Raw genomic sequence first — 18,964 nt, 5'->3', positions numbered from 1 at the left:
CAAAGTGGGCGCAGATGTTACCCAACACAATCATGGCTGGCAAGCCGAATTCAGGCAGAAACTTCAGTAACCAGTTTTGCCAGCTCTTCGGCATAGCCACGAACCTGTGCTTCATCTTCGCCCTCGACCATCACGCGCACCAGCGGCTCGGTTCCGGACTTGCGCAACAGCACACGCCCCCGACCGGCCATGGCCTTGGTCACACGCTCGCTGGCTTCCTTGACCGACGGATGATCGAGAGGGCTTGCGCCGCCACCGAAACGCACATTGATCAGCACCTGAGGGCACTTGCGCAGCGCCTGCCGGGTCTGCGCCAGGCCTTCCTCACGCGTGCGCAATGCAATCAACACCTGCAGCGCGGCAATGATTGCATCACCGGTGGTGGTGTGGCTGAAGCACACGATGTGCCCGGAGTTTTCACCACCCACGATCCAGTTGCGCTCCAACAGTTCGGCAATGACATAGCGGTCACCGACATTGGCACGCACGAATGGAATACCCAGATCAGCCAGGGCCAGCTCCAGCCCCAGATTACTCATCAGGGTTCCGACCACGCCGCCCTGCAGCTTGCCGCGCTCATGCAGGTCACGGGCAATGATGAACAGCAATTCGTCGCCATCCACCACTGCGCCTGTGTGATCGACCATCTGAACGCGGTCACCATCGCCATCGAAGGCGATACCCAGATCAGCCTGCTCAGCCACGACGGCAGCCTGCAGCGGACCCATATGGGTCGAACCGCAATTGTCGTTGATGTTCAATCCATTCGGCTGTGCCGACAGCACAACGACTTCGGCGCCCAACTCGCGGAACACACTCGGCGCCACTTTGTAAGTCGCACCGTGAGCGCAATCGAGCACGATTTTCAGGCCGGTGAAACTGGTGCCGGTCGGCACGCTGCTCTTGCAGAATTCGATATAGCGTCCTGATGCGTCGTTGATTCGCGACACCTTGCCGATCTTGCTCGATTCCACCACGGTCATTGGCGTATCGAGCAATTCTTCAATCATCAGCTCGACTTCATCCGGAAGCTTGGTGCCTTTGCCGGAGAAGAACTTGATGCCATTGTCATCATGCGGATTGTGCGACGCACTGATCACGATGCCAGCCTCGGCATGGAAGGTGCGCGTCAGGTAAGCAATCGCCGGGGTCGGCATCGGACCAAGGAGCATTACATCGGCACCAGCGGAGGTAAGCCCCGCCTCAAGCGCAGACTCGAACATGTAGCCGGAGATCCGGGTGTCCTTGCCTACCAGGACCTTGCAGGCGCCCATCTTGCGGAACGCCATACCTGCAGCCCAGCCGAGCTTGAGCATGAAATCAGGAGTAATCGGGTATTCCCCGACACGCCCACGAATACCATCGGTGCCAAAATATTTTTTGCTCATAAGTGCTCCATCATTCTTATTCGGCTGATTCCACTGCGGCAATCATCCGCACCACATCCATTGTTTCGGCTACATCATGGACGCGCAATATACGCGCACCTTTCGCTGTAGCCAGCGCCGCGAGCGCCAAACCACCATACAGCCGGTCTCCCACCTGACGATTCAACGCCTGACCAATCATGCTCTTTCGCGAAACCCCGACCAACAGGGGCCGCCCCAAGGCATGCAGGGCTTCCATATGCTTGAACAAACTCAGATTGTGCTGCAAGGTTTTCGCGAAGCCAAAGCCGGGATCAAGAATGATCCGCTCGGCTGCAATACCCGCCAATGAGCACTGGACCATGCGCTCGGCGAGAAAGTCACCGACCTCCCTTGTAACATCCTGATATTGTGGATTGTCCTGCATATCGCCCGGCTCTCCCAGCATATGCATCAGACAAACCGGGAGCCCGGTGGCCGCTGCAGCATCCAGCGCACCGTCACGACGCAACGAACGCACGTCATTGATCAACCCGGCACCCAGGCGCGCAGTTTCACGCATGACGGCTGGCGTGGAGGTGTCGACCGAGATGATGACGTCAAGCTCGCGACTGATGCGCTCGACAATGGGCGCTACGCGCTCCAGCTCCTCCAGCGGCGATACCGCCCTGGCACCGGGGCGGGTGGACTCGCCGCCGACATCGATCAGCGTCGCGCCGGCCGCCACCATGGCTTCGGCATGGCGCATGGCCGCGTCGAGCTGGCTGTATTGGCCACCATCGGAGAAGGAATCAGGAGTGACATTGAGAATACCCATGACATGCGTCTGGGCCAAATCAAGAACCCGGTTGCCGCAAGGCAACCGGGTCGAGGACTGAACAGAAGTCATTTCAAACCTTATACGTCAGCAGCAGGACCGCCGATCGGTGTTTCCGGACGCTCATCCTGCACCACCTGAGGGGTGCCGGAAGTACCTGTGCCACCCGACCAGTCGCGTGGCTCGCGAGGTGTACGACCCGCCATGATGTCGTCGATCTGCTCGGCATCGATCGTTTCGTACTTCATCAAGGCATCGGCCATCGCATCGAGCTTGTCACGGTTGTCCGTGAGAATCTGCTTCGCCGTGCCATAGCACTGATCGATGATGCTGCGCACTTCGGAGTCGATCAGCTTGGCTGTCTCACCAGAGAAGCTTGCATTCTGACCGCCACCGCCGCGACCGAGGAACACTTCACCCTCTTCTTCGGCGTACATCAGCGGGCCAAGTTTTTCCGAAAGACCCCACTTGGTCACCATGTTCCGCGCAATCTGGCTGGCGCGCATGATGTCGTTGGAAGCACCGGTGGTCACGCCATCGAAGCCCAAGGTCATTTCTTCAGCGATACGACCGCCGTACAGCGAGCAGATCTGGCTGATCAATGCACGCTTGGACAGACTGTAACGATCCTCTTCCGGCAGGAACATGGTTACACCCAACGCACGACCGCGCGGGATGATCGACACCTTGTACACCGGATCATGCTCAGGCACGACACGACCCACAATGGCGTGGCCCGCTTCGTGATAAGCCGTGTTCTGTTTTTCCTTCTCGGACATGACCATGGATTTGCGCTCGGCACCCATCATGATCTTGTCTTTCGCCAGTTCGAATTCCTTCATCTCGACGATGCGCTTGCCGGCACGGGCAGCGAACAACGATGCCTCGTTCACCAGGTTGGCCAGGTCGGCACCGGAGAAGCCTGGAGTACCACGAGCGATCACGGCCGGAGCAACGTCGTCGCCCATCGGCACTTTGCGCATGTGAACCTTGAGAATCTGTTCGCGACCACGGATGTCCGGCAGACCGACCACAACCTGACGGTCGAAACGGCCTGGACGCAGCAAGGCAGGGTCCAGCACATCGGGACGGTTGGTCGCAGCAATCACGATGATGCCGTCATTCATTTCGAAGCCGTCCATCTCGACCAGCAATTGGTTGAGAGTCTGTTCGCGCTCGTCGTGACCACCACCCATGCCGGCACCACGATGGCGACCGACCGCATCGATTTCGTCGATGAAGATGATGCATGGAGCGTGTTTCTTAGCCTGTTCGAACATATCGCGAACACGGCTGGCACCCACACCGACGAACATTTCGACGAAGTCGGAACCGGAAATGGTGAAGAACGGTACTTTGGCTTCGCCTGCAATGGCCTTGGCCAGCAAGGTTTTACCGGTACCCGGAGGACCGACCATCAGCACGCCGCGAGGAATGCGGCCGCCCAGGCGCTGGAATTTGCCCGGATCGCGCAGGAACTCGACCAGCTCACCCACTTCTTCCTTGGCTTCGTCGCAACCGGCAACGTCAGCCAGGGTCGTTTTCACCTGATCTTCGGAAAGCAGGCGCGCCTTGCTTTTACCGAAGCTCATCGGCCCGCCCTTGCCACCCGCACCGCCCTGCATCTGCCGCATGAAGAACATGAACACGGCGATGATCACGAGGATCGGGAAGCTGGCGACCAGAAGCTGGGTCCAGATGCTTTGCTGTTCAGGCTGCTTGCCTTCGACCACGACGTGGTTATCCACCAGGTCGCCGATCAGGCCGTTGTCCTGGATCGCCGGACGGATGGTCTTGAAGCTGTCGCCATCGTTGCGTTTGCCGGTAATCACGTAGCCATCAACCGCCACGCGCTCGACCTTGCCATCCTTGACCTGCTGGATGAAGTCGGAATAGTTGAGGGTCTGCGGCTCGTTAGGGCTGGAGAAGTTGTTCATCACCGTCACCAGGACAGCCGCGATGATCAACCACAGGATCAGATTCTTTGCCATATCGTTCAATTAACTACCCTCTGAAGCAAGCTCCGCTACTGGCGCGCGCTTCGCATGATATTCACCGGCCTAACTTACTACATTACCTACGACTTGGCAGGCGCCGTCTGTAACCCTTTGTGAAACACTTCCTACACAATATTCGCTAATTCTGACAAGGCGTAATACAAAAATCCTATCACCCCGATCGAATATTCACTCAACCCTCACTGCGTCCGCGGAAACCACGGCCCAGCAGGTACTGCTCGCGAGAACGGTCGCGCGACGAGGTCGGCTTGCGCATCTGCACCTTCTCGAACTGCTGGCGAACGCTCTTGTGGAACTCGTCGAAGCCTTCGCCCTGGAAGATCTTGATCAAAAAATCACCACCGGGCTTGAGCACCCGAGTCGAGAGATCCAGTGCCAACTCGCACAGGAACATCGCTCGCGGCATGTCTACGGCTGGTAATCCACTCATATTGGGGGCCATGTCGGAAATCACAAGGTCTACTTCCTTATTTCCGACGGCATCGAGGATCTGAGCCAGCACGGCATCCTCGGTAAAGTCGCCCTGAATGAAGGTCACGTCCGGGATGCTGTCCATTTCCAGAATGTCAGAAGCGATCAGCGTCCCCTGCCCACCAATCAGACGACTGGTCACCTGAGACCACCCACCGGGGGCCGCACCAAGGTCGATTACGCTCATGCCTGGACGAATCAGACGGTCCTTTTCCTGGATCTCCAGCAGTTTGTAGCTGGCACGGGAACGGTACCCGTCTTTTTGTGCCATTTTGACGAATGGGTCGTTGAAATGTTCTTTCAGCCAGTTAAGGCTTGTCTTGGAACGGGCCACGGGATACCTCGGAAATAAAACGGGTCGTGATTAACTGGGCGGTCCCGGACTCGCTCGGGTAAACTGGCCGCCGCTTTTTACAAGATCAGACGCAGGGGTCAGATTATGCCGCTCACTCAAGAGCAGAAGAAACAGTACAAATCCATTGGCCACCATCTGAAACCAGTTTTGATTGTGGCAGACAATGGTTTGACTGAAGGTGTGTTAGCCGAACTCGAACGCGCTTTGGCGGATCACGAGCTGATCAAGATCAAGCTCAATATCCTCGATCGCGAATCGCGCCTGGCGTCCATTGCAGAGCTCTGCAAGGTCGGCAAAGCGGATCTGGTTCAAGTCATCGGCAAGATGGCACTGATCTACCGCAAGAACTTCAGCGTCAACAAGCAGCTGTCGAACGTCCATCGCTTCAAGTGATGGCAAGGGTCAAGGGTGTGCTTCGCGCACCCTGCCACTCCACCCCGGCACCGGCTGCAGCACCAGCACCACTCCGCAAAAGCCCAGAACAAGATAGCTGAATGCCTGCCAACGTACGGCGTCCGGCCAGCCGAAACGCACCGCGAAGTACATCGCGCACGCGCACAGCGCCATCAACAGCAGTTGCCCGCGAATATCGCACCATAGACTGACAAGGCCCTCGGCCTTAATCAGCACCAAAGCCTGAAAAATCAAACACGCCGTAGCGAATCCCACTACCAGCGCATTGAGCGTGCCCGCGATTTCGTCGATCAGTAGCGACGCCAGACCAATTCGCCCCAGCACCGGCAACAGACCGATTTGCAACAGCCACAAGCCGCCGACCCACAGCATCTGGGTCAGCTGCCAAAGCATGGCGCCCGCACGAAGCGGACGCCGGCCTTCAGACGTGGCGAACTTCGACAATCTCGTACTCGATAACGCCGCCAGGCGTCTTGACTGCAACCACATCACCCTCTTCCTTGGCAATCAAGGCGCGGGCAATCGGCGAGCCGACAGAGATCTTGCCGAGCTTGATGTCAGCCTCGTCCTCACCAACGATCTGGTAAGTCACGCTGTCATCGGTATCGACATTGGCGATTTCGACGGTTGTGCCGAAAATCACCTTGCCGGTGTGAGGAATGGTCGTCACATCGATGATCACCGCATTCTGCATGCGGCCTTCGATATCACGGATCCGCGCCTCGACCATACCCTGCTGCTCACGGGCAGCGTGGTATTCGGCGTTTTCCTTCAAGTCACCCAACTCGCGGGCCGTACCGATGTCCTGGCTGAGCTTCGGACGAACGACCTTGGTCAGGTGAATGTGCTCTTCTTCCAGGGCGCGAGCGCCCTGAACGGTCATTGGGTACTTCGTTATGCTCATGCCTTCAATCCTGCGTGTAGATCCTGCAAGCGGCGCACGGTCTTCTCGGGACCGAACTTCAGCGCTTCACAGATAGCTTCGCCAGCAGCAATGGTGGTGGTGCAGTAAATCTTGTGCTGCAGGGCATTACGACGAATGGAGTACGAATCAGCGATCGACTGACGACCTTCGGTGGTGTTGATGATCAGCGTGACTTCGTCATTCTTGATCATGTCGACCACGTGCGGACGACCTTCGGTCACCTTGTTCACACGGCGCACTTTCAGGCCTGCAGCCTCGATCAGCTTGGCAGTACCGGCAGTGGCAACCACTTCGAAGCCCAAGTTGATCAGATCACGGGCCACACCCGCAACCAGCGGCTTGTCGTCGTCACGTACGCTGATGAACGCAGTACCGCCGGTCGGCAACACTTCGCTGGCGCCCATCTGGGCCTTGGCGAACGCCTCGCCGAAGGTGTCGCCAACGCCCATCACTTCACCGGTGGACTTCATCTCAGGGCCGAGGATCGGGTCAACGCCTGGGAATTTGGCGAACGGGAATACCGCCTCTTTCACACTGTAGAAGTTCGGGATGATTTCCTTGGTGAAACCCAGCTCTTTCAGGGTTTTACCGGCCATCACGCGCGCTGCGATCATCGCCAGGGAAACACCGATGCACTTGGACACGAACGGTACGGTACGGGAAGCACGCGGGTTGACTTCGATGACGTAGATGTCTTCGCCTTGCAGCGCCAACTGAACGTTCATCAGGCCGACCACGCCGAGTTCCAGGGCCATTTTCTTGACCTGTTCGCGCATCTCGTCCTGGATGTGGGCCGGCAGCGAGTATGGCGGCAGCGAGCACGCGGAGTCACCGGAGTGAACACCGGCCTGCTCGATGTGCTGCATGATCGCGCCGATCACCACGTCCTTGCCGTCGCAGACCGCATCCACGTCCATTTCGATGGCGCAGTTGAGGAAGTGATCCAGCAGCACCGGGCTGTCGTTGGACACCTGAACCGCTTCACGCAGGTAGCGCTTGAGTTCTTCTTCTTCGTAAACGATTTCCATCGCACGACCGCCCAGTACGTAGGACGGACGCACCACCAGCGGGTAACCGATCTTGCTGGCGGCACGAATGGCTTCGTCTTCGCTGCGCACGGTGGCGTTTGGCGGCTGACGCAGGTTCAGGCGCTGGACCATCTGCTGGAAGCGCTCGCGGTCTTCGGCGCGGTCGATTGCATCAGGGCTGGTGCCAATGATCGGCACGCCAGCAGCTTCCAGGGCACGAGCCAGTTTCAGCGGGGTCTGGCCGCCGTACTGGACGATCACGCCTTTCGGCTTCTCGACGCGGACGATTTCCAGCACGTCTTCCAGGGTCACTGGTTCGAAGTACAGGCGATCGGAGGTGTCGTAGTCGGTGGATACGGTTTCCGGGTTGCAGTTGACCATGATGGTCTCGTACCCGTCATCGCGCAGAGCCAGTGCCGCGTGTACGCAGCAGTAGTCGAACTCGATGCCCTGGCCGATACGGTTCGGACCACCACCCAGGATCATGATCTTGTCGCGACCCGATGGTGCGGCTTCGCACTCTTCTTCGTACGTCGAGTACAGATAGGCGGTGTCGGTGGCGAACTCGGCGGCGCAAGTATCGACGCGCTTGTAGACCGGGAAGATTTCCAGCTTGTGACGGTGAGCGCGCAGGCTCTTCTCGGTCACACCCAGCAGCTTGGCCAGACGCTGATCGGAGAAGCCCTTGCGCTTGAGGCGGAACATCAGATCGCGGTCGATGCTGGTCAGACCCAGAGTCTTGACCTTCGCTTCTTCCTTGATCAGGTCTTCCATCTGCACCAGGAACCAAGGATCGATCATGGTCATGCCGAAGATGTCTTCAACGCTCATGCCGGCGCGCATTGCGTCCGCCACGTACCAGATACGCTCGGCGCCCGGCACGGTCAGCTCGCGCTTGAGTACGCTCATGCTTTCCGGGTTGCTCAGATCAACCTTTTCGTCCAGACCGCAAACGCCTACTTCCAGACCACGCAGGGCTTTCTGCAGGGACTCCTGGAAGGTACGGCCGATGGCCATGACTTCACCGACCGACTTCATCTGAGTGGTCAGGCGCGCGTCGGCTTTGGAGAACTTCTCGAAGGCGAAGCGTGGCAACTTGGTGACGACGTAGTCGATGGACGGCTCGAAGGACGCCGGGGTCTTGCCGCCGGTGATGTCGTTCGACAGTTCGTCCAGGGTGTAGCCCACAGCCAGTTTGGCCGCGACCTTGGCGATCGGGAAGCCGGTGGCTTTCGAGGCCAGTGCCGAGGAACGGGAAACACGCGGGTTCATCTCGATCACGACCATGCGGCCGGTGTTCGGGCAGATACCGAACTGAACGTTGGAACCACCGGTTTCCACGCCGATCTCGCGCAGTACCGCCAGGGAGGCGTTACGCAGGATCTGGTATTCCTTGTCGGTCAGGGTCTGTGCAGGAGCCACGGTGATCGAGTCGCCGGTGTGCACGCCCATCGGGTCGAAGTTTTCGATGGAGCAGACGATGATGCAGTTGTCCTTCTTATCGCGGACAACCTCCATCTCGTACTCTTTCCAGCCGATCAGCGATTCGTCGATCAGCAGTTCCTTGGTCGGCGACAGGTCCAGACCACGGGCGCAGATTTCTTCGAACTCTTCACGGTTGTAAGCGATACCGCCACCGGTGCCGCCCATGGTGAAGGACGGACGAATGATGCACGGGAAGCCGAGCTTCTCGAGGACCGCATTGGCCTCTTCCATGCTGTGGGCGATACCGGAACGCGGGCACGCCAGACCGATGGATTTCATGGCCTTGTCGAAACGCGAGCGGTCTTCAGCCTTGTCGATGGTGTCGGCGTTGGCGCCGATCATTTCTACGCCGAACTTCTCCAGAACGCCTTCGCGCTCCAGGTCCAGGGCACAGTTCAGAGCGGTCTGGCCACCCATGGTCGGCAGCAGTGCGTCCGGACGCTCTTTCTCGATGATCTTGGCAACGGTCTGCCACTTGATCGGTTCGATGTAGGTGGCGTCGGCCATGGCCGGGTCGGTCATGATGGTGGCCGGGTTGGAGTTCACCAGGATGACGCGATAACCCTCTTCGCGCAGGGCCTTGCAGGCCTGGGCGCCGGAGTAGTCGAATTCGCATGCCTGGCCGATCACGATCGGGCCAGCGCCGAGAATCAGGATGCTTTTAATGTCTGTACGTTTTGGCATGGGTTTGTCACTCAAATCCGCAGGTCAGTCGGCAAGCCGTCTTGTTCAATCTCTGACTTGAGGGGGCCACCGGTATCGGGGCCGCCCTCAAGCTGTGCTACATCAGGGCGAGCGATCAGCGTCGCTTGGCCATCTCGTTGATGAAGCGATCGAACAATGGCGCTACGTCGTTCGGGCCAGGGCTGGCTTCCGGGTGACCCTGGAAGCTGAAGGCGCTCTTGTCGGTACGCTCGATACCTTGCAGGGTGCCGTCGAACAGCGATTTGTGGATCGCGCGAACGTTGGCTGGCAGGGTCGCTTCGTCCACGGCAAAACCGTGGTTCTGGCTGGTGATCATCACCACGCCGCTGTCCAGATCCTGGACGGGGTGGTTGGCACCGTGGTGGCCATGACCCATTTTCAGGGTCTTGGCGCCGGAGGCCAGGGCCAGCAGCTGGTGGCCGAGGCAGATACCGAAGACCGGAATTTCGGTTTCCAGCACATCCTTGATCGCCTGGATCGCATAGTCGCAAGGCTCCGGATCACCAGGGCCGTTGGACAGGAACACGCCGTCCGGCTTCAGCGCCAGTACATCGGCAGCAGGCGTTTGCGCAGGCACGACGGTCACGCGGCAACCGCGCTCGACCAGCATGCGCAGGATGTTCACCTTGACGCCGTAGTCGTAGGCGACCACGTGGTACGGCAGCTCGGAGGCTTCGAGGGTCGCGTGGCTGTCGGTTTTCAGATCCCAGACAGTCGAACGCCACTCATACTTCTCTGTGGTGCTGACGACTTTTGCCAGGTCCATGCCCTTGAGGCCAGGGAAACCCTGGGCGGCGGCGATGGCGGCTTCTTCGGAAATGTTGTCACCGGCCATGATGCAGCCGTTCTGCGCGCCTTTTTCACGCAGGATGCGCGTCAGGCGGCGGGTGTCGATACCGGCGATGGCCACAACATTGTTGGCCTTCAGGTAATCCGACAGGGACATCGTGTTACGCCAGTTGCTCGCCACCAGTGGCAGGTCACGGATGACCAGGCCGGCAGACCAGACGCGGTTGGACTCGGCGTCCTCTGGCGTGGTGCCGGTATTGCCGATATGCGGATAAGTCAGGGTAACGATTTGTTGGGCGTAGGAAGGATCGGTAAGGATTTCCTGATAGCCGGTCATTGCGGTGTTGAACACCACCTCACCAACGGTTTGACCGTCGGCTCCAATGGCTTCGCCGCGAAAAATGCTGCCATCAGCAAGGGCGAGTATGGCTGGCTTAGTCAAGAAGACCTCCCGTAAATAAAGCCTGAAAGGGCGATCGCAGGTTGTAAAAAAGCGGAGTGACGTATGGACACGTCACCCCGCTTCTTCACTGAATTATTCTGCGCGCTTTTAGTGGACACACTAAAGCTGTAGCTTACAGAAAAAGGCATTTTTGGTCTACCGCCAATGAGCCTTAAAGGCTGGAGAATGCGACAGGACGTCGCTTGGCGGGGTAAAACCGGGCTCAAACACTGTGCGCGAGCCCGGTTTCGGGTGCATCTTAACGCAGGTCGAGCACGTCTTGCATGTCATAAAGGCCAGGCTCGCGCCCGTCCAGCCACAACGCAGCACGTACCGCGCCCTTGGCGAAGGTCATGCGGCTGGAGGCCTTATGGGTGATTTCCAGACGCTCGCCTTCACAGGCAAACAGCACCGTGTGATCGCCAACCACATCACCACCGCGCACGGTGGCAAAGCCGATGGTTTCACGCTCACGCACACCGGTGTGGCCTTCACGACCATAAACCGCGACCTTCTGCAGATCACGATCCAGCGCACCAGCGATCACTTCACCCATGCGCAGGGCCGTACCGGACGGCGCATCGATCTTGTGACGATGATGCGCTTCGATGATTTCGATATCCGCCTCATCACCCAGCACGCGCGCAGTCATATCGAGCAACTTCAGTGACAGGTTCACACCAACGCTGAAGTTGGCAGCGAACACAATGGAAATATCCTTGCCCGCTTCAGCCAGCAACTGCTTCTGCGCAGCGTCCAGCCCGGTGGTGCCGATCACCATGGCCTTGCCCGCCTTGCGGCAGAAGGCCAGGTTTTTAAGCATGACTTCCGGCAGCGTAAAGTCGATCAACACGTCGAACTCCTCCGCCACGGACTCCAGGCTTCCGGTCAGCGGCACGCCAATGCGCCCCAGTGAAGCCAGCTCACCCGCATCCACGCCAATCAGCGTGCTGCCAGGGCGCACAACGGCTGCCGTCAGACCGGTCAGGGGCGCGCGCTGCTGCACGGCCTCGACCAGGATTTTACCCATGCGCCCGGCAGCGCCCATCACAGCTATACGTCGCATGCCGACTCCTTACAGATCGCCGAAGAAGCGCTTGACGCCTTCGAACCAGCCAGTGGTTTTCGGCGAGTGACTGTTGTCGTCCGCCAGCGAGCTGCGGAACTCCTCGAGCATTTCGCGCTGGCGACGGCTCAGGTTGACCGGAGTCTCGACCGCCACACGGCACATCAGGTCACCGGCACCGCCACCGCGCACGGGCGCAACACCCTTGCCACGAACACGGAACTGCTTGCCGGTCTGAGTCCCCTCAGGGATCTTCAGTTTGACGCGACCATCGAGGGTCGGAATCTCCAGCTCGCCACCCAGTGCAGCGTCGACGAAGCTGATCGGCACTTCGCAGAACAGATGCTTGCCATCGCGCTGGAAAATCGAGTGCTCGCGCACGTTGATCACCACGTACAGGTCGCCCGTCGGGCCACCGTGAGCACCCGCCTCGCCTTCGCCGGACAGACGAATGCGGTCACCGGTATCGACACCGGCCGGCACTTTCACCGACAGGGTCTTGTACTCTTCGACACGACCTTCGCCGTGGCAGGAATCGCACGGATCGGAAATGATCTTGCCCTGGCCATGGCAGCGCGGGCAGGTCTGCTGCACCGAGAAGAAGCCTTGCTGCATGCGCACCTGGCCGATACCGCCGCAAGTCGGGCAGGTCACCGGCGCAGAGCCCCTCTTGGCACCGGAGCCGTCGCAAGGCTTGCAGTTGACCAGCGTCGGAACGCGGATATTCACGGTCGTACCGCGCACCGCCTCCTCGAGGTCCAGTTCCAGGGTGTAGCGCAAGTCACTGCCGCGCTGAGCGCCACCACGGGAACCGCCGCGACCACCACCGAAGAAATCACTGAAGACATCGCCAAAGATATCGGAGAAGTTCTGACCACCGAACCCGGCACCGCCGCCACCCATGCTTGGGTCGACACCGGCATGACCGTACTGGTCGTATGCCGCGCGCTTGCCGGAATCCGACAGCACTTCGTAGGCCTCGTTGGCCTCCTTGAATTTCTCTTCCGACGCTTTGTCATCCGGATTACGGTCCGGGTGGTGCTTCATCGCCAGGCGACGGTAGGCCTTTTTCAGGTCCGCTTCGCTTGAGCCACGCTCAACACCCAACACTTCGTAATAGTCACGCTTTGCCATAAGTCTTTGCACTCTTGAGGACGTCCGACAAAACCCTCCTGAGTCTGCCGAACTCGTTGAGCCCCAATACAGGCCCGGACCCAACTCACGTCAATTCAACGATCCTGGTCTTTGATTCAATGCGGTACTTGCGGCTCGAAAAGCAGGAGCATTCCCGGCCATACCACCAACACCCGAACTTCGTCGCATGCTGTAAAAATTCGCGTATTCCAGACACGCCAACGCGGGAGCAAGCTCCCGCGCGGCGACATCCTACCAGTCACCGCCCAAAGGCAGTCAACCGGCCGACCAACAACTTACTTGTGGTCTTTGACTTCTTCGAACTCGGCGTCGACAACGTCGTCAGCCTTTTCCGCCTTGTCGTCGTGCGGTGCCGCGCCTTCAGCAGGCTGAGCCTGTTCGGCGTACATCTTCTGCGCCACTGGAGCGGAGACTTTCGACAGCTCTTCAACCTTGGCTTCGATAGCGGCCTTGTCGTCGCCTTTAACGGCGGCTTCCAGGGCAACTACTGCCGCTTCGATTGCAGTCTTCTCTTCAGCGGTCACTTTATCGCCAGCATCGGCAACCATTTTGCGCGTCGAGTGAACCAGTGCATCGCCCTGGTTGCGGGCAGTGGCCAGCTCTTCGAACTTGCGGTCTTCCTCGGCGTTCGCCTCGGCATCACGCACCATGCGCTCGATTTCTTCGTCGGACAGACCGGAGTTGGCCTTGATCACGATCGACTGAGTCTTGCCGGTAGCCTTGTCTTTCGCACCTACGTGCAGGATGCCGTTGGCGTCGATGTCGAAGGTCACTTCGATCTGCGGCACACCACGTGGAGCCGGTGGAATGTCGGCCAGGTCGAACTTGCCCAGGGACTTGTTCTGCGCGGCTTGCTTACGCTCGCCCTGCAGCACGTGAATGGTCACGGCGCCCTGGTTGTCGTCGGCAGTCGAGAACACTTGCGATTTCTTGGTAGGAATCGTGGTGTTTTTCTCGATCAGCGCGGTCATCACGCCACCCATGGTTTCGATACCCAGGGTCAGCGGGCTGACGTCGAGCAGCAGAACGTCTTTCACGTCACCGGCCAGTACCGCGCCCTGGATAGCAGCACCCATGGCAACCGCTTCGTCCGGGTTCACGTCTTTACGAGCTTCTTTACCGAAGAACTCGGTGACCAGCTTCTGAACCAGTGGCATACGGGTCTGACCGCCCACCAGGATCACGTCGTTGATCGCGCCAACGTCGATACCGGCATCTTTCATCGCGATGCGGCAAGGTTCGATGGTGCGCTGAACCAGGTCTTCCACCAATGCTTCGAGCTTGGCGCGGGAGATCTTCACGTTCAGGTGCTTTGGACCGGTGGCGTCTGCAGTGATGTACGGCAGGTTCACGTCGGTCGACTGGCTCGAGGACAGTTCGATCTTGGCTTTTTCAGCAGCCTCTTTCAGGCGCTGCATGGCCAGCGGGTCGCCCTTGAGGTTCATGCCGCTTTCTTTCTTGAATTCGTCGACGAGGTAGTCGATCAGACGAATGTCAAAGTCTTCACCGCCCAGGAACGTGTCACCGTTGGTGGCCAGTACTTCGAACTGGTGCTCACCATCGACTTCAGCGATCTCGATCACGGAAACGTCGAAAGTACCGCCACCCAGGTCGTAAACGATCACGGTGTGATCGCCCTTCGCCTTGTCCATACCGTAAGCCAGAGCAGCTGCGGTTGGTTCGTTGATGATACGTTTTACGTCCAGACCGGCGATGCGGCCGGCGTCTTTGGTCGCTTGACGCTGGCTGTCGTTGAAGTAGGCCGGAACGGTGATCACCGCTTCAGTCACGGTCTCGCCGAGGTAGTCTTCGGCGGTCTTCTTCATCTTTTTCAGGATTTCAGCCGAGATTTGTGGCGGCGCCATTTTCTGGCCGTTCACTTCAACCCAGGCGTCGCTGTTGTCAGCCTTGACGATCTTGTAAGGGACCATCTGGATGTCTTTCTGCACGACTTCTTCGTCGAAACGACGACCGATCAGACGCTTCACCGCATACAGGGTGTTGTGCGGATTGGTCACGGCCTGACGCTTGGCCGACTGGCCAACCAGAATTTCGCCATCGTTGGCGTAAGCGATGATCGACGGCGTGGTACGCGCGCCTTCAGCGTTTTCAATAACTTTTGCCTTGCCGTTTTCCAGCACGGAGACGCAGGAGTTGGTAGTCCCCAGGTCGATACCGATAATTTTGCCCATGTTCACTCTCCCGAAACTTTGGATTTGGTTGCCGCAGCAGTGGTGGCTAACTGCGGTAGCACTTAAACGCTTGACTTATAAATGGGGGCCTTGCGGCGGATTTCAAGCCTGCTCGTCAATCGAGGGCGAAACCGGCGCAGGCGCCTTGCTGACCACGACCATGGCCGGGCGCAGCAGGCGACCATTGAGCTGATAGCCCTTCTGGAACACCTTCAGAACGCTGTTCGGCTCGACATCGGCGCTTTCCTGCATGGCCATTGCCTGATGCTGAACGGCATTGAACGGTTCGCCATGCGGATCGATCGCTTCAAGCTGATAACGCTTGAGGGTGTCGTGGAACATTTTCAGGGTCAGCTCGATGCCTTCGCGCATCGGACGGATGCTTTCGTCGTCCGGGCTGGACAGTTCCAGGCCGCGCTCCAGGCTGTCGACGATCGGCAGCAGGTCGCTGGCGAATTTTTCCAGCGCGAACTTGTGAGCCTTCTCCACATCCTGCTCGGCGCGACGGCGGACGTTCTGCAGATCGGCGGCTACACGCAAAGCCTGATCCTGAGCGCCTGCCAGTTGCTCTTCGAGCACTTGTACACGAGCCGCCAGGTCTTCACCCGAAGCCTCGGGCGCCTGGTTGGCGTCTGGGTTTTGCGTATCCACTGTCTGTTCGTCAGCCATAGATTTCTCCTTTCAATATCGTCCGCGAGCTCGACTCGCGCTTCTGCCCAGCTATATGGGGCCGCAAAATCCGGCTTCAAGGGGGCACGATCATTAACCCTACAAAAAACAACTGCATTGTCATTCCCGTCCGCGATAAGGGTTTCGTCGGGCCAAGCCAATCGAGCTAACGAGAGGCATTGTCAGCCAGAAACAAAACACTGTATAAATAACCAGACCTAACACCTGGGAGCGGCCCATATGCTGGTGCACCTGTCCGTACACAACTACGCCATCGTTGAACATCTCGATCTCGAACTCGATCGCGGGATGAGCGTGATCACCGGGGAAACCGGCGCGGGCAAGTCGATCATGCTCGACGCGCTGGGCCTTACCCTGGGTGATCGCGCCGACAGTGGCGTGGTCCGCCCTGGCGCCGACAAGGCCGACATCCTGGCCACCTTTGATCTGGCCGACATTCCGGAAGCCAGCGCCTGGCTGGCCGAACGCGACCTGGAAAACGACGGCCCGTGCATCCTGCGCCGGGTGATCACATCCGAAGGACGCTCGCGTGGCTACATCAACGGCACGCCCTGCCCGCTTGGCGACCTCAAGGCACTGGGCGAGCTGCTGATCGACATTCACAGCCAGCACGAACACCAATCCCTGCTCAAGACCGATACCCACCGTCGCCTGCTCGATGAATATGCCGGCGCGACGGATCTTGCCCGCCAGGTTCAACTCGCCGCCCAACGCTGGCGCCAGACCCGCCAGGAACTGGAGCGACTCTCCAACTCCGGCGACGAGCAACGCGCCCGCCACCAGCTGCTCAGCTATCAACTCGAAGAACTGGAAAACCTCGGCCTTGGCGACAACGAGCTGGAGCAGTTGGAACAGGAACACAAGAACCTGACCAACGCCGAAACCCTGCTGGGAATCTGCCGGCAAGTCGTCGAGCAATGCAGTGAAAGTGATTCCGGGAATGTCCTCAACGCCCTCACCGCCAGCCTCAACCGCCTGTCGAGCGTGAACAGCTCGATCGGGGCTCTGGGCGAAGCCAGCAGCTTGTTGACCAGTGCACAGATCCAGGTTGAAGAGGCCGTAGGTGAACTGAACCGCTTCCTCGACAATTTCGACGCCGACCCGTCGCGCCTTCAATACCTTGAAGAACGCCTCGACGCGATCTACACCCTGGCACGCAAACACCGCATCCAGCCAACTGAAGTTGCCGAGATGCAGCAGAAACTGCTGGATGAAATCGAAACCCTGAACGCCAACGACGAATCCATCGAGCGACTGAGCGATGAGCTGTCGTCCTATGCTCGGCACTATCAGGAAAGGGCCCGGGAACTGAGCGATCTGAGGCACCAGGCGTCGAACAGCCTGGCCAGCGCCGTGGAGCAGGAAATCCAGCGACTGGGCATGCCTGGCGGGCGCTTTACCATTGAATTGCGCCCCAACAGCAGCGATGAGCTACTGCCCAATGGTCTGGAACAGGTAGAACTGCTGGTCAGCGCCAACCCTGGCCAGCCGTTGAAGGCCCTGGCGAAAGTGGCATCCGGCGGCGAACTGTCGCGGATCAGCCTGGCGATCCAGGTCATCACCGCACAGACTTCCCGCGTTCCGACCCTGGTATTCGACGAAGTCGACGTCGGCATTGGCGGCCCGACCGCAGAAATTGTCGGCCAGTTGCTGCGCAGGCTCGGCGAGCGCGGGCAGGTACTGACCGTGACCCACTTGCCGCAAGTGGCAGCGCAGGGTCATCAGCATCTATTTGTGCACAAGGTGCGCGGTGAGGATGCCACCCGCACAGCCGTTTCCAGATTGAGCAAAAACGACCGCGTCGAAGAAGTCGCACGAATGCTGGGCGGTATTGACCTCACCAAGGAGTCCCTGGCTCATGCCAGGAAAATGGTGGTTGCTGCAAAAGCTTGAGTAAAGGCAGAAAGCACGAAGGCGACCCTGGGGTCGCCTTCGCTCGTTTCGCGAACGGATGTTCGCGCGACATGCTTACTTTTTCTTGCGCACGTACAGCACCAGATTGTGATCAACCATCTCGAAGCCATACTTGTCGACGATTGCTTTCTGAAGCCGCTCGATTTCCTCGTCGAAGAATTCGATCACTTCGCTGGTTTCGACGTTGACCATATGGTCGTGATGCTTTCCGTCGTCCAGTTCGAAGACCGCATGGCCTCCGTCGAAGTTGTGCCGCACCACAAGGCCAGCTGCCTCGAACTGGGTCAGAACACGGTAAACCGTGGCCAGACCGACGTCCTCACCAGCCTCCATAAGGGCCTTGTAGACATCCTCGGCACTCATGTGGCGCTGCTCGGCGGAATCGAGCATTTGCAGAATTTTGACCCGTGGAAGGGTCACTTTGAGGCCGGCTTTGCGTAGTTCGCTATTTTCAACCATGGTCAGCTTTCTCGCGATGCTGCTTCGCAGCTTCTCTTAATGCGGGTATGATCGGCGTTTACGTTGTCCCAGCCAAGATAGTGGAAGTCGCCCACCGATGCAAAACACCAAGCTCTTGCTAACCAGTTTCACCTTTGTGGGACTGCTCGCACTCGCCGGTTGTTCATTCCCCGGGGTTTACAAAATCGACATCCAGCAGGGCAATGTCGTCACGCAGGACATGATAGACCAGTTACGCCCGGGAATGACCCGTAAGCAAGTACGGTTTATCATGGGCAACCCTCTGCTGACTGACACGTTCCATGCCGATCGCTGGGATTATCTGTACAGCCTGCAACCCGGTGGCGGTGAACGCCAGCAAGAACGCATCAGCGTTATCTTCAACCCAAATGATCAGCTTGTCAGCCTCTCCGGTGATTTCATGCCCGGCGTGAGCCGCGACGAAGCCATTCTCGGCAAGGACAGCGGCACGACAGTGGCTGCCCCGGCAGAAAACATCGAAAAACCAAAACCGGAAAAACCGGTCAAGCCAGGTTCGTTGCTGGACCAGATCCAGAAGGACGTCGACGGCGTAGAAACCGTTCCGGTCCCGACGCCGCGACCACTGGAAACCTCGCCGCAATAATTTGCGACGCATTAAAAAAGCCCGGCATGCCCGGGCTTTTTATTGCC

The 18,964-nt window shown here is 58.8% G+C and carries 16 protein-coding genes; 3 read left to right on the top strand and 13 right to left on the bottom strand.

Features of this window, described 5'->3' with window-relative positions:
- Positions 1-50 precede the first annotated feature (50 nt).
- From glmM to rlmE, 4 genes are all read right to left on the bottom strand, one after another.
- On the bottom strand, positions 51-1,388 hold the full coding sequence (gene glmM / locus RS887_RS13525; protein ID WP_322615766.1) for a phosphoglucosamine mutase: 1,338 nt from the start codon (positions 1,386-1,388) through the stop codon (positions 51-53).
- A 16-nt stretch (positions 1,389-1,404) separates the two neighbouring features.
- On the bottom strand, positions 1,405-2,256 hold the full coding sequence (folP, locus tag RS887_RS13520; protein WP_322615765.1) for a dihydropteroate synthase: 852 nt from the start codon (positions 2,254-2,256) through the stop codon (positions 1,405-1,407).
- 8 nt (positions 2,257-2,264) lie between these two features.
- Positions 2,265-4,175 (bottom strand): ATP-dependent zinc metalloprotease FtsH, encoded by a 1,911-nt coding sequence (gene ftsH / locus RS887_RS13515; protein ID WP_322615764.1) that lies wholly within the window; start codon positions 4,173-4,175, stop codon positions 2,265-2,267.
- Positions 4,176-4,374: 199 nt separating this feature from the next.
- A complete protein-coding gene (gene rlmE, locus RS887_RS13510) occupies positions 4,375-5,007 on the bottom strand; it encodes a 23S rRNA (uridine(2552)-2'-O)-methyltransferase RlmE (RefSeq protein WP_095942403.1) in 633 nt (210 codons plus the stop codon).
- Between the two features lie 105 nt (positions 5,008-5,112).
- On the opposite strand from rlmE, the gene RS887_RS13505 reads away from it, so the two are divergent.
- Entirely contained in the window at positions 5,113-5,421 is a 309-nt protein-coding gene (locus tag RS887_RS13505) for a YhbY family RNA-binding protein (RefSeq protein WP_007942889.1), read from the top strand.
- 9 nt (positions 5,422-5,430) lie between these two features.
- Here the strand turns inward: RS887_RS13505 and RS887_RS13500 are convergent, their stop codons facing one another.
- From RS887_RS13500 to grpE, 8 genes are all read right to left on the bottom strand, one after another.
- Positions 5,431-5,835: an MFS transporter gene (locus RS887_RS13500; RefSeq protein WP_322615923.1), complete on the bottom strand. Its 405-nt coding sequence runs from the start codon at positions 5,833-5,835 to the stop codon at positions 5,431-5,433.
- A gap of 28 nt (positions 5,836-5,863) precedes the next feature.
- Positions 5,864-6,340 carry a transcription elongation factor GreA gene (greA, locus tag RS887_RS13495; protein ID WP_322615922.1) on the bottom strand — a complete coding sequence of 159 codons (477 nt, stop codon included), beginning with the start codon at positions 6,338-6,340 and terminating at the stop codon, positions 5,864-5,866.
- A gap of 2 nt (positions 6,341-6,342) precedes the next feature.
- Positions 6,343-9,564, bottom strand: a complete 3,222-nt coding sequence (carB, locus tag RS887_RS13490) for a carbamoyl-phosphate synthase large subunit (protein WP_322615763.1) — start codon at positions 9,562-9,564, stop codon at positions 6,343-6,345.
- Between the two features lie 115 nt (positions 9,565-9,679).
- Positions 9,680-10,816: a glutamine-hydrolyzing carbamoyl-phosphate synthase small subunit gene (gene carA / locus RS887_RS13485; RefSeq protein ID WP_322615762.1), complete on the bottom strand. Its 1,137-nt coding sequence runs from the start codon at positions 10,814-10,816 to the stop codon at positions 9,680-9,682.
- A gap of 259 nt (positions 10,817-11,075) precedes the next feature.
- Complete coding sequence (gene dapB, locus RS887_RS13480) at positions 11,076-11,882, bottom strand: 4-hydroxy-tetrahydrodipicolinate reductase (protein ID WP_322615761.1); 807 nt, start codon at positions 11,880-11,882, stop codon at positions 11,076-11,078.
- A 9-nt stretch (positions 11,883-11,891) separates the two neighbouring features.
- Positions 11,892-13,016 carry a molecular chaperone DnaJ gene (gene dnaJ, locus RS887_RS13475; RefSeq protein ID WP_322615760.1) on the bottom strand — a complete coding sequence of 375 codons (1,125 nt, stop codon included), beginning with the start codon at positions 13,014-13,016 and terminating at the stop codon, positions 11,892-11,894.
- Positions 13,017-13,312: 296 nt separating this feature from the next.
- Complete coding sequence (dnaK, locus tag RS887_RS13470; protein WP_111280792.1) at positions 13,313-15,229, bottom strand: molecular chaperone DnaK; 1,917 nt, start codon at positions 15,227-15,229, stop codon at positions 13,313-13,315.
- 102 nt (positions 15,230-15,331) lie between these two features.
- Positions 15,332-15,898, bottom strand: a complete 567-nt coding sequence (gene grpE, locus RS887_RS13465; protein ID WP_108229189.1) for a nucleotide exchange factor GrpE — start codon at positions 15,896-15,898, stop codon at positions 15,332-15,334.
- Positions 15,899-16,138: 240 nt separating this feature from the next.
- Between grpE and recN the strand changes: the two genes are divergently transcribed.
- Positions 16,139-17,812 carry a DNA repair protein RecN gene (gene recN, locus RS887_RS13460; RefSeq protein ID WP_111280790.1) on the top strand — a complete coding sequence of 558 codons (1,674 nt, stop codon included), beginning with the start codon at positions 16,139-16,141 and terminating at the stop codon, positions 17,810-17,812.
- A gap of 75 nt (positions 17,813-17,887) precedes the next feature.
- Here recN and fur read toward each other — a convergent pair whose 3' ends face one another.
- A complete protein-coding gene (fur, locus tag RS887_RS13455) occupies positions 17,888-18,292 on the bottom strand; it encodes a ferric iron uptake transcriptional regulator (protein WP_003197684.1) in 405 nt (134 codons plus the stop codon).
- A 97-nt stretch (positions 18,293-18,389) separates the two neighbouring features.
- Between fur and RS887_RS13450 the strand changes: the two genes are divergently transcribed.
- Positions 18,390-18,917, top strand: a complete 528-nt coding sequence (locus RS887_RS13450; protein ID WP_322615759.1) for an outer membrane protein assembly factor BamE — start codon at positions 18,390-18,392, stop codon at positions 18,915-18,917.
- Positions 18,918-18,964 lie beyond the last annotated feature (47 nt).

This window comes from Pseudomonas sp. BIC9C (genome assembly GCF_034541995.1).
Classification (GTDB): domain Bacteria; phylum Pseudomonadota; class Gammaproteobacteria; order Pseudomonadales; family Pseudomonadaceae; genus Aquipseudomonas; species Aquipseudomonas fluorescens_CC.
This window is presented reverse-complemented; position numbering and strand designations above follow the sequence as displayed.

Excerpts from the sequence above, each read along its gene's own strand:
- recN (WP_111280790.1), top strand. The coding sequence starts at position 16,139 with ATGCTGGTGCACCTGTCCGTACACAACTACGCCATCGTTGAACATCTC.
- RS887_RS13505 (WP_007942889.1), top strand. The coding sequence starts at position 5,113 with ATGCCGCTCACTCAAGAGCAGAAGAAACAGTACAAATCCATTGGCCAC.
- dnaJ (WP_322615760.1), bottom strand. The coding sequence starts at position 13,016 with ATGGCAAAGCGTGACTATTACGAAGTGTTGGGTGTTGAGCGTGGCTCA.
- fur (WP_003197684.1), bottom strand. The coding sequence starts at position 18,292 with ATGGTTGAAAATAGCGAACTACGCAAAGCCGGCCTCAAAGTGACCCTT.
- RS887_RS13450 (WP_322615759.1), top strand. The coding sequence starts at position 18,390 with ATGCAAAACACCAAGCTCTTGCTAACCAGTTTCACCTTTGTGGGACTG.
- carB (WP_322615763.1), bottom strand. The coding sequence starts at position 9,564 with ATGCCAAAACGTACAGACATTAAAAGCATCCTGATTCTCGGCGCTGGC.
- grpE (WP_108229189.1), bottom strand. The coding sequence starts at position 15,898 with ATGGCTGACGAACAGACAGTGGATACGCAAAACCCAGACGCCAACCAG.
- dnaK (WP_111280792.1), bottom strand. The coding sequence starts at position 15,229 with ATGGGCAAAATTATCGGTATCGACCTGGGGACTACCAACTCCTGCGTC.
- RS887_RS13500 (WP_322615923.1), bottom strand. The coding sequence starts at position 5,835 with ATGCTTTGGCAGCTGACCCAGATGCTGTGGGTCGGCGGCTTGTGGCTG.
- dapB (WP_322615761.1), bottom strand. The coding sequence starts at position 11,882 with ATGCGACGTATAGCTGTGATGGGCGCTGCCGGGCGCATGGGTAAAATC.
- folP (WP_322615765.1), bottom strand. The coding sequence starts at position 2,256 with ATGACTTCTGTTCAGTCCTCGACCCGGTTGCCTTGCGGCAACCGGGTT.
- glmM (WP_322615766.1), bottom strand. The coding sequence starts at position 1,388 with ATGAGCAAAAAATATTTTGGCACCGATGGTATTCGTGGGCGTGTCGGG.
- ftsH (WP_322615764.1), bottom strand. The coding sequence starts at position 4,175 with ATGGCAAAGAATCTGATCCTGTGGTTGATCATCGCGGCTGTCCTGGTG.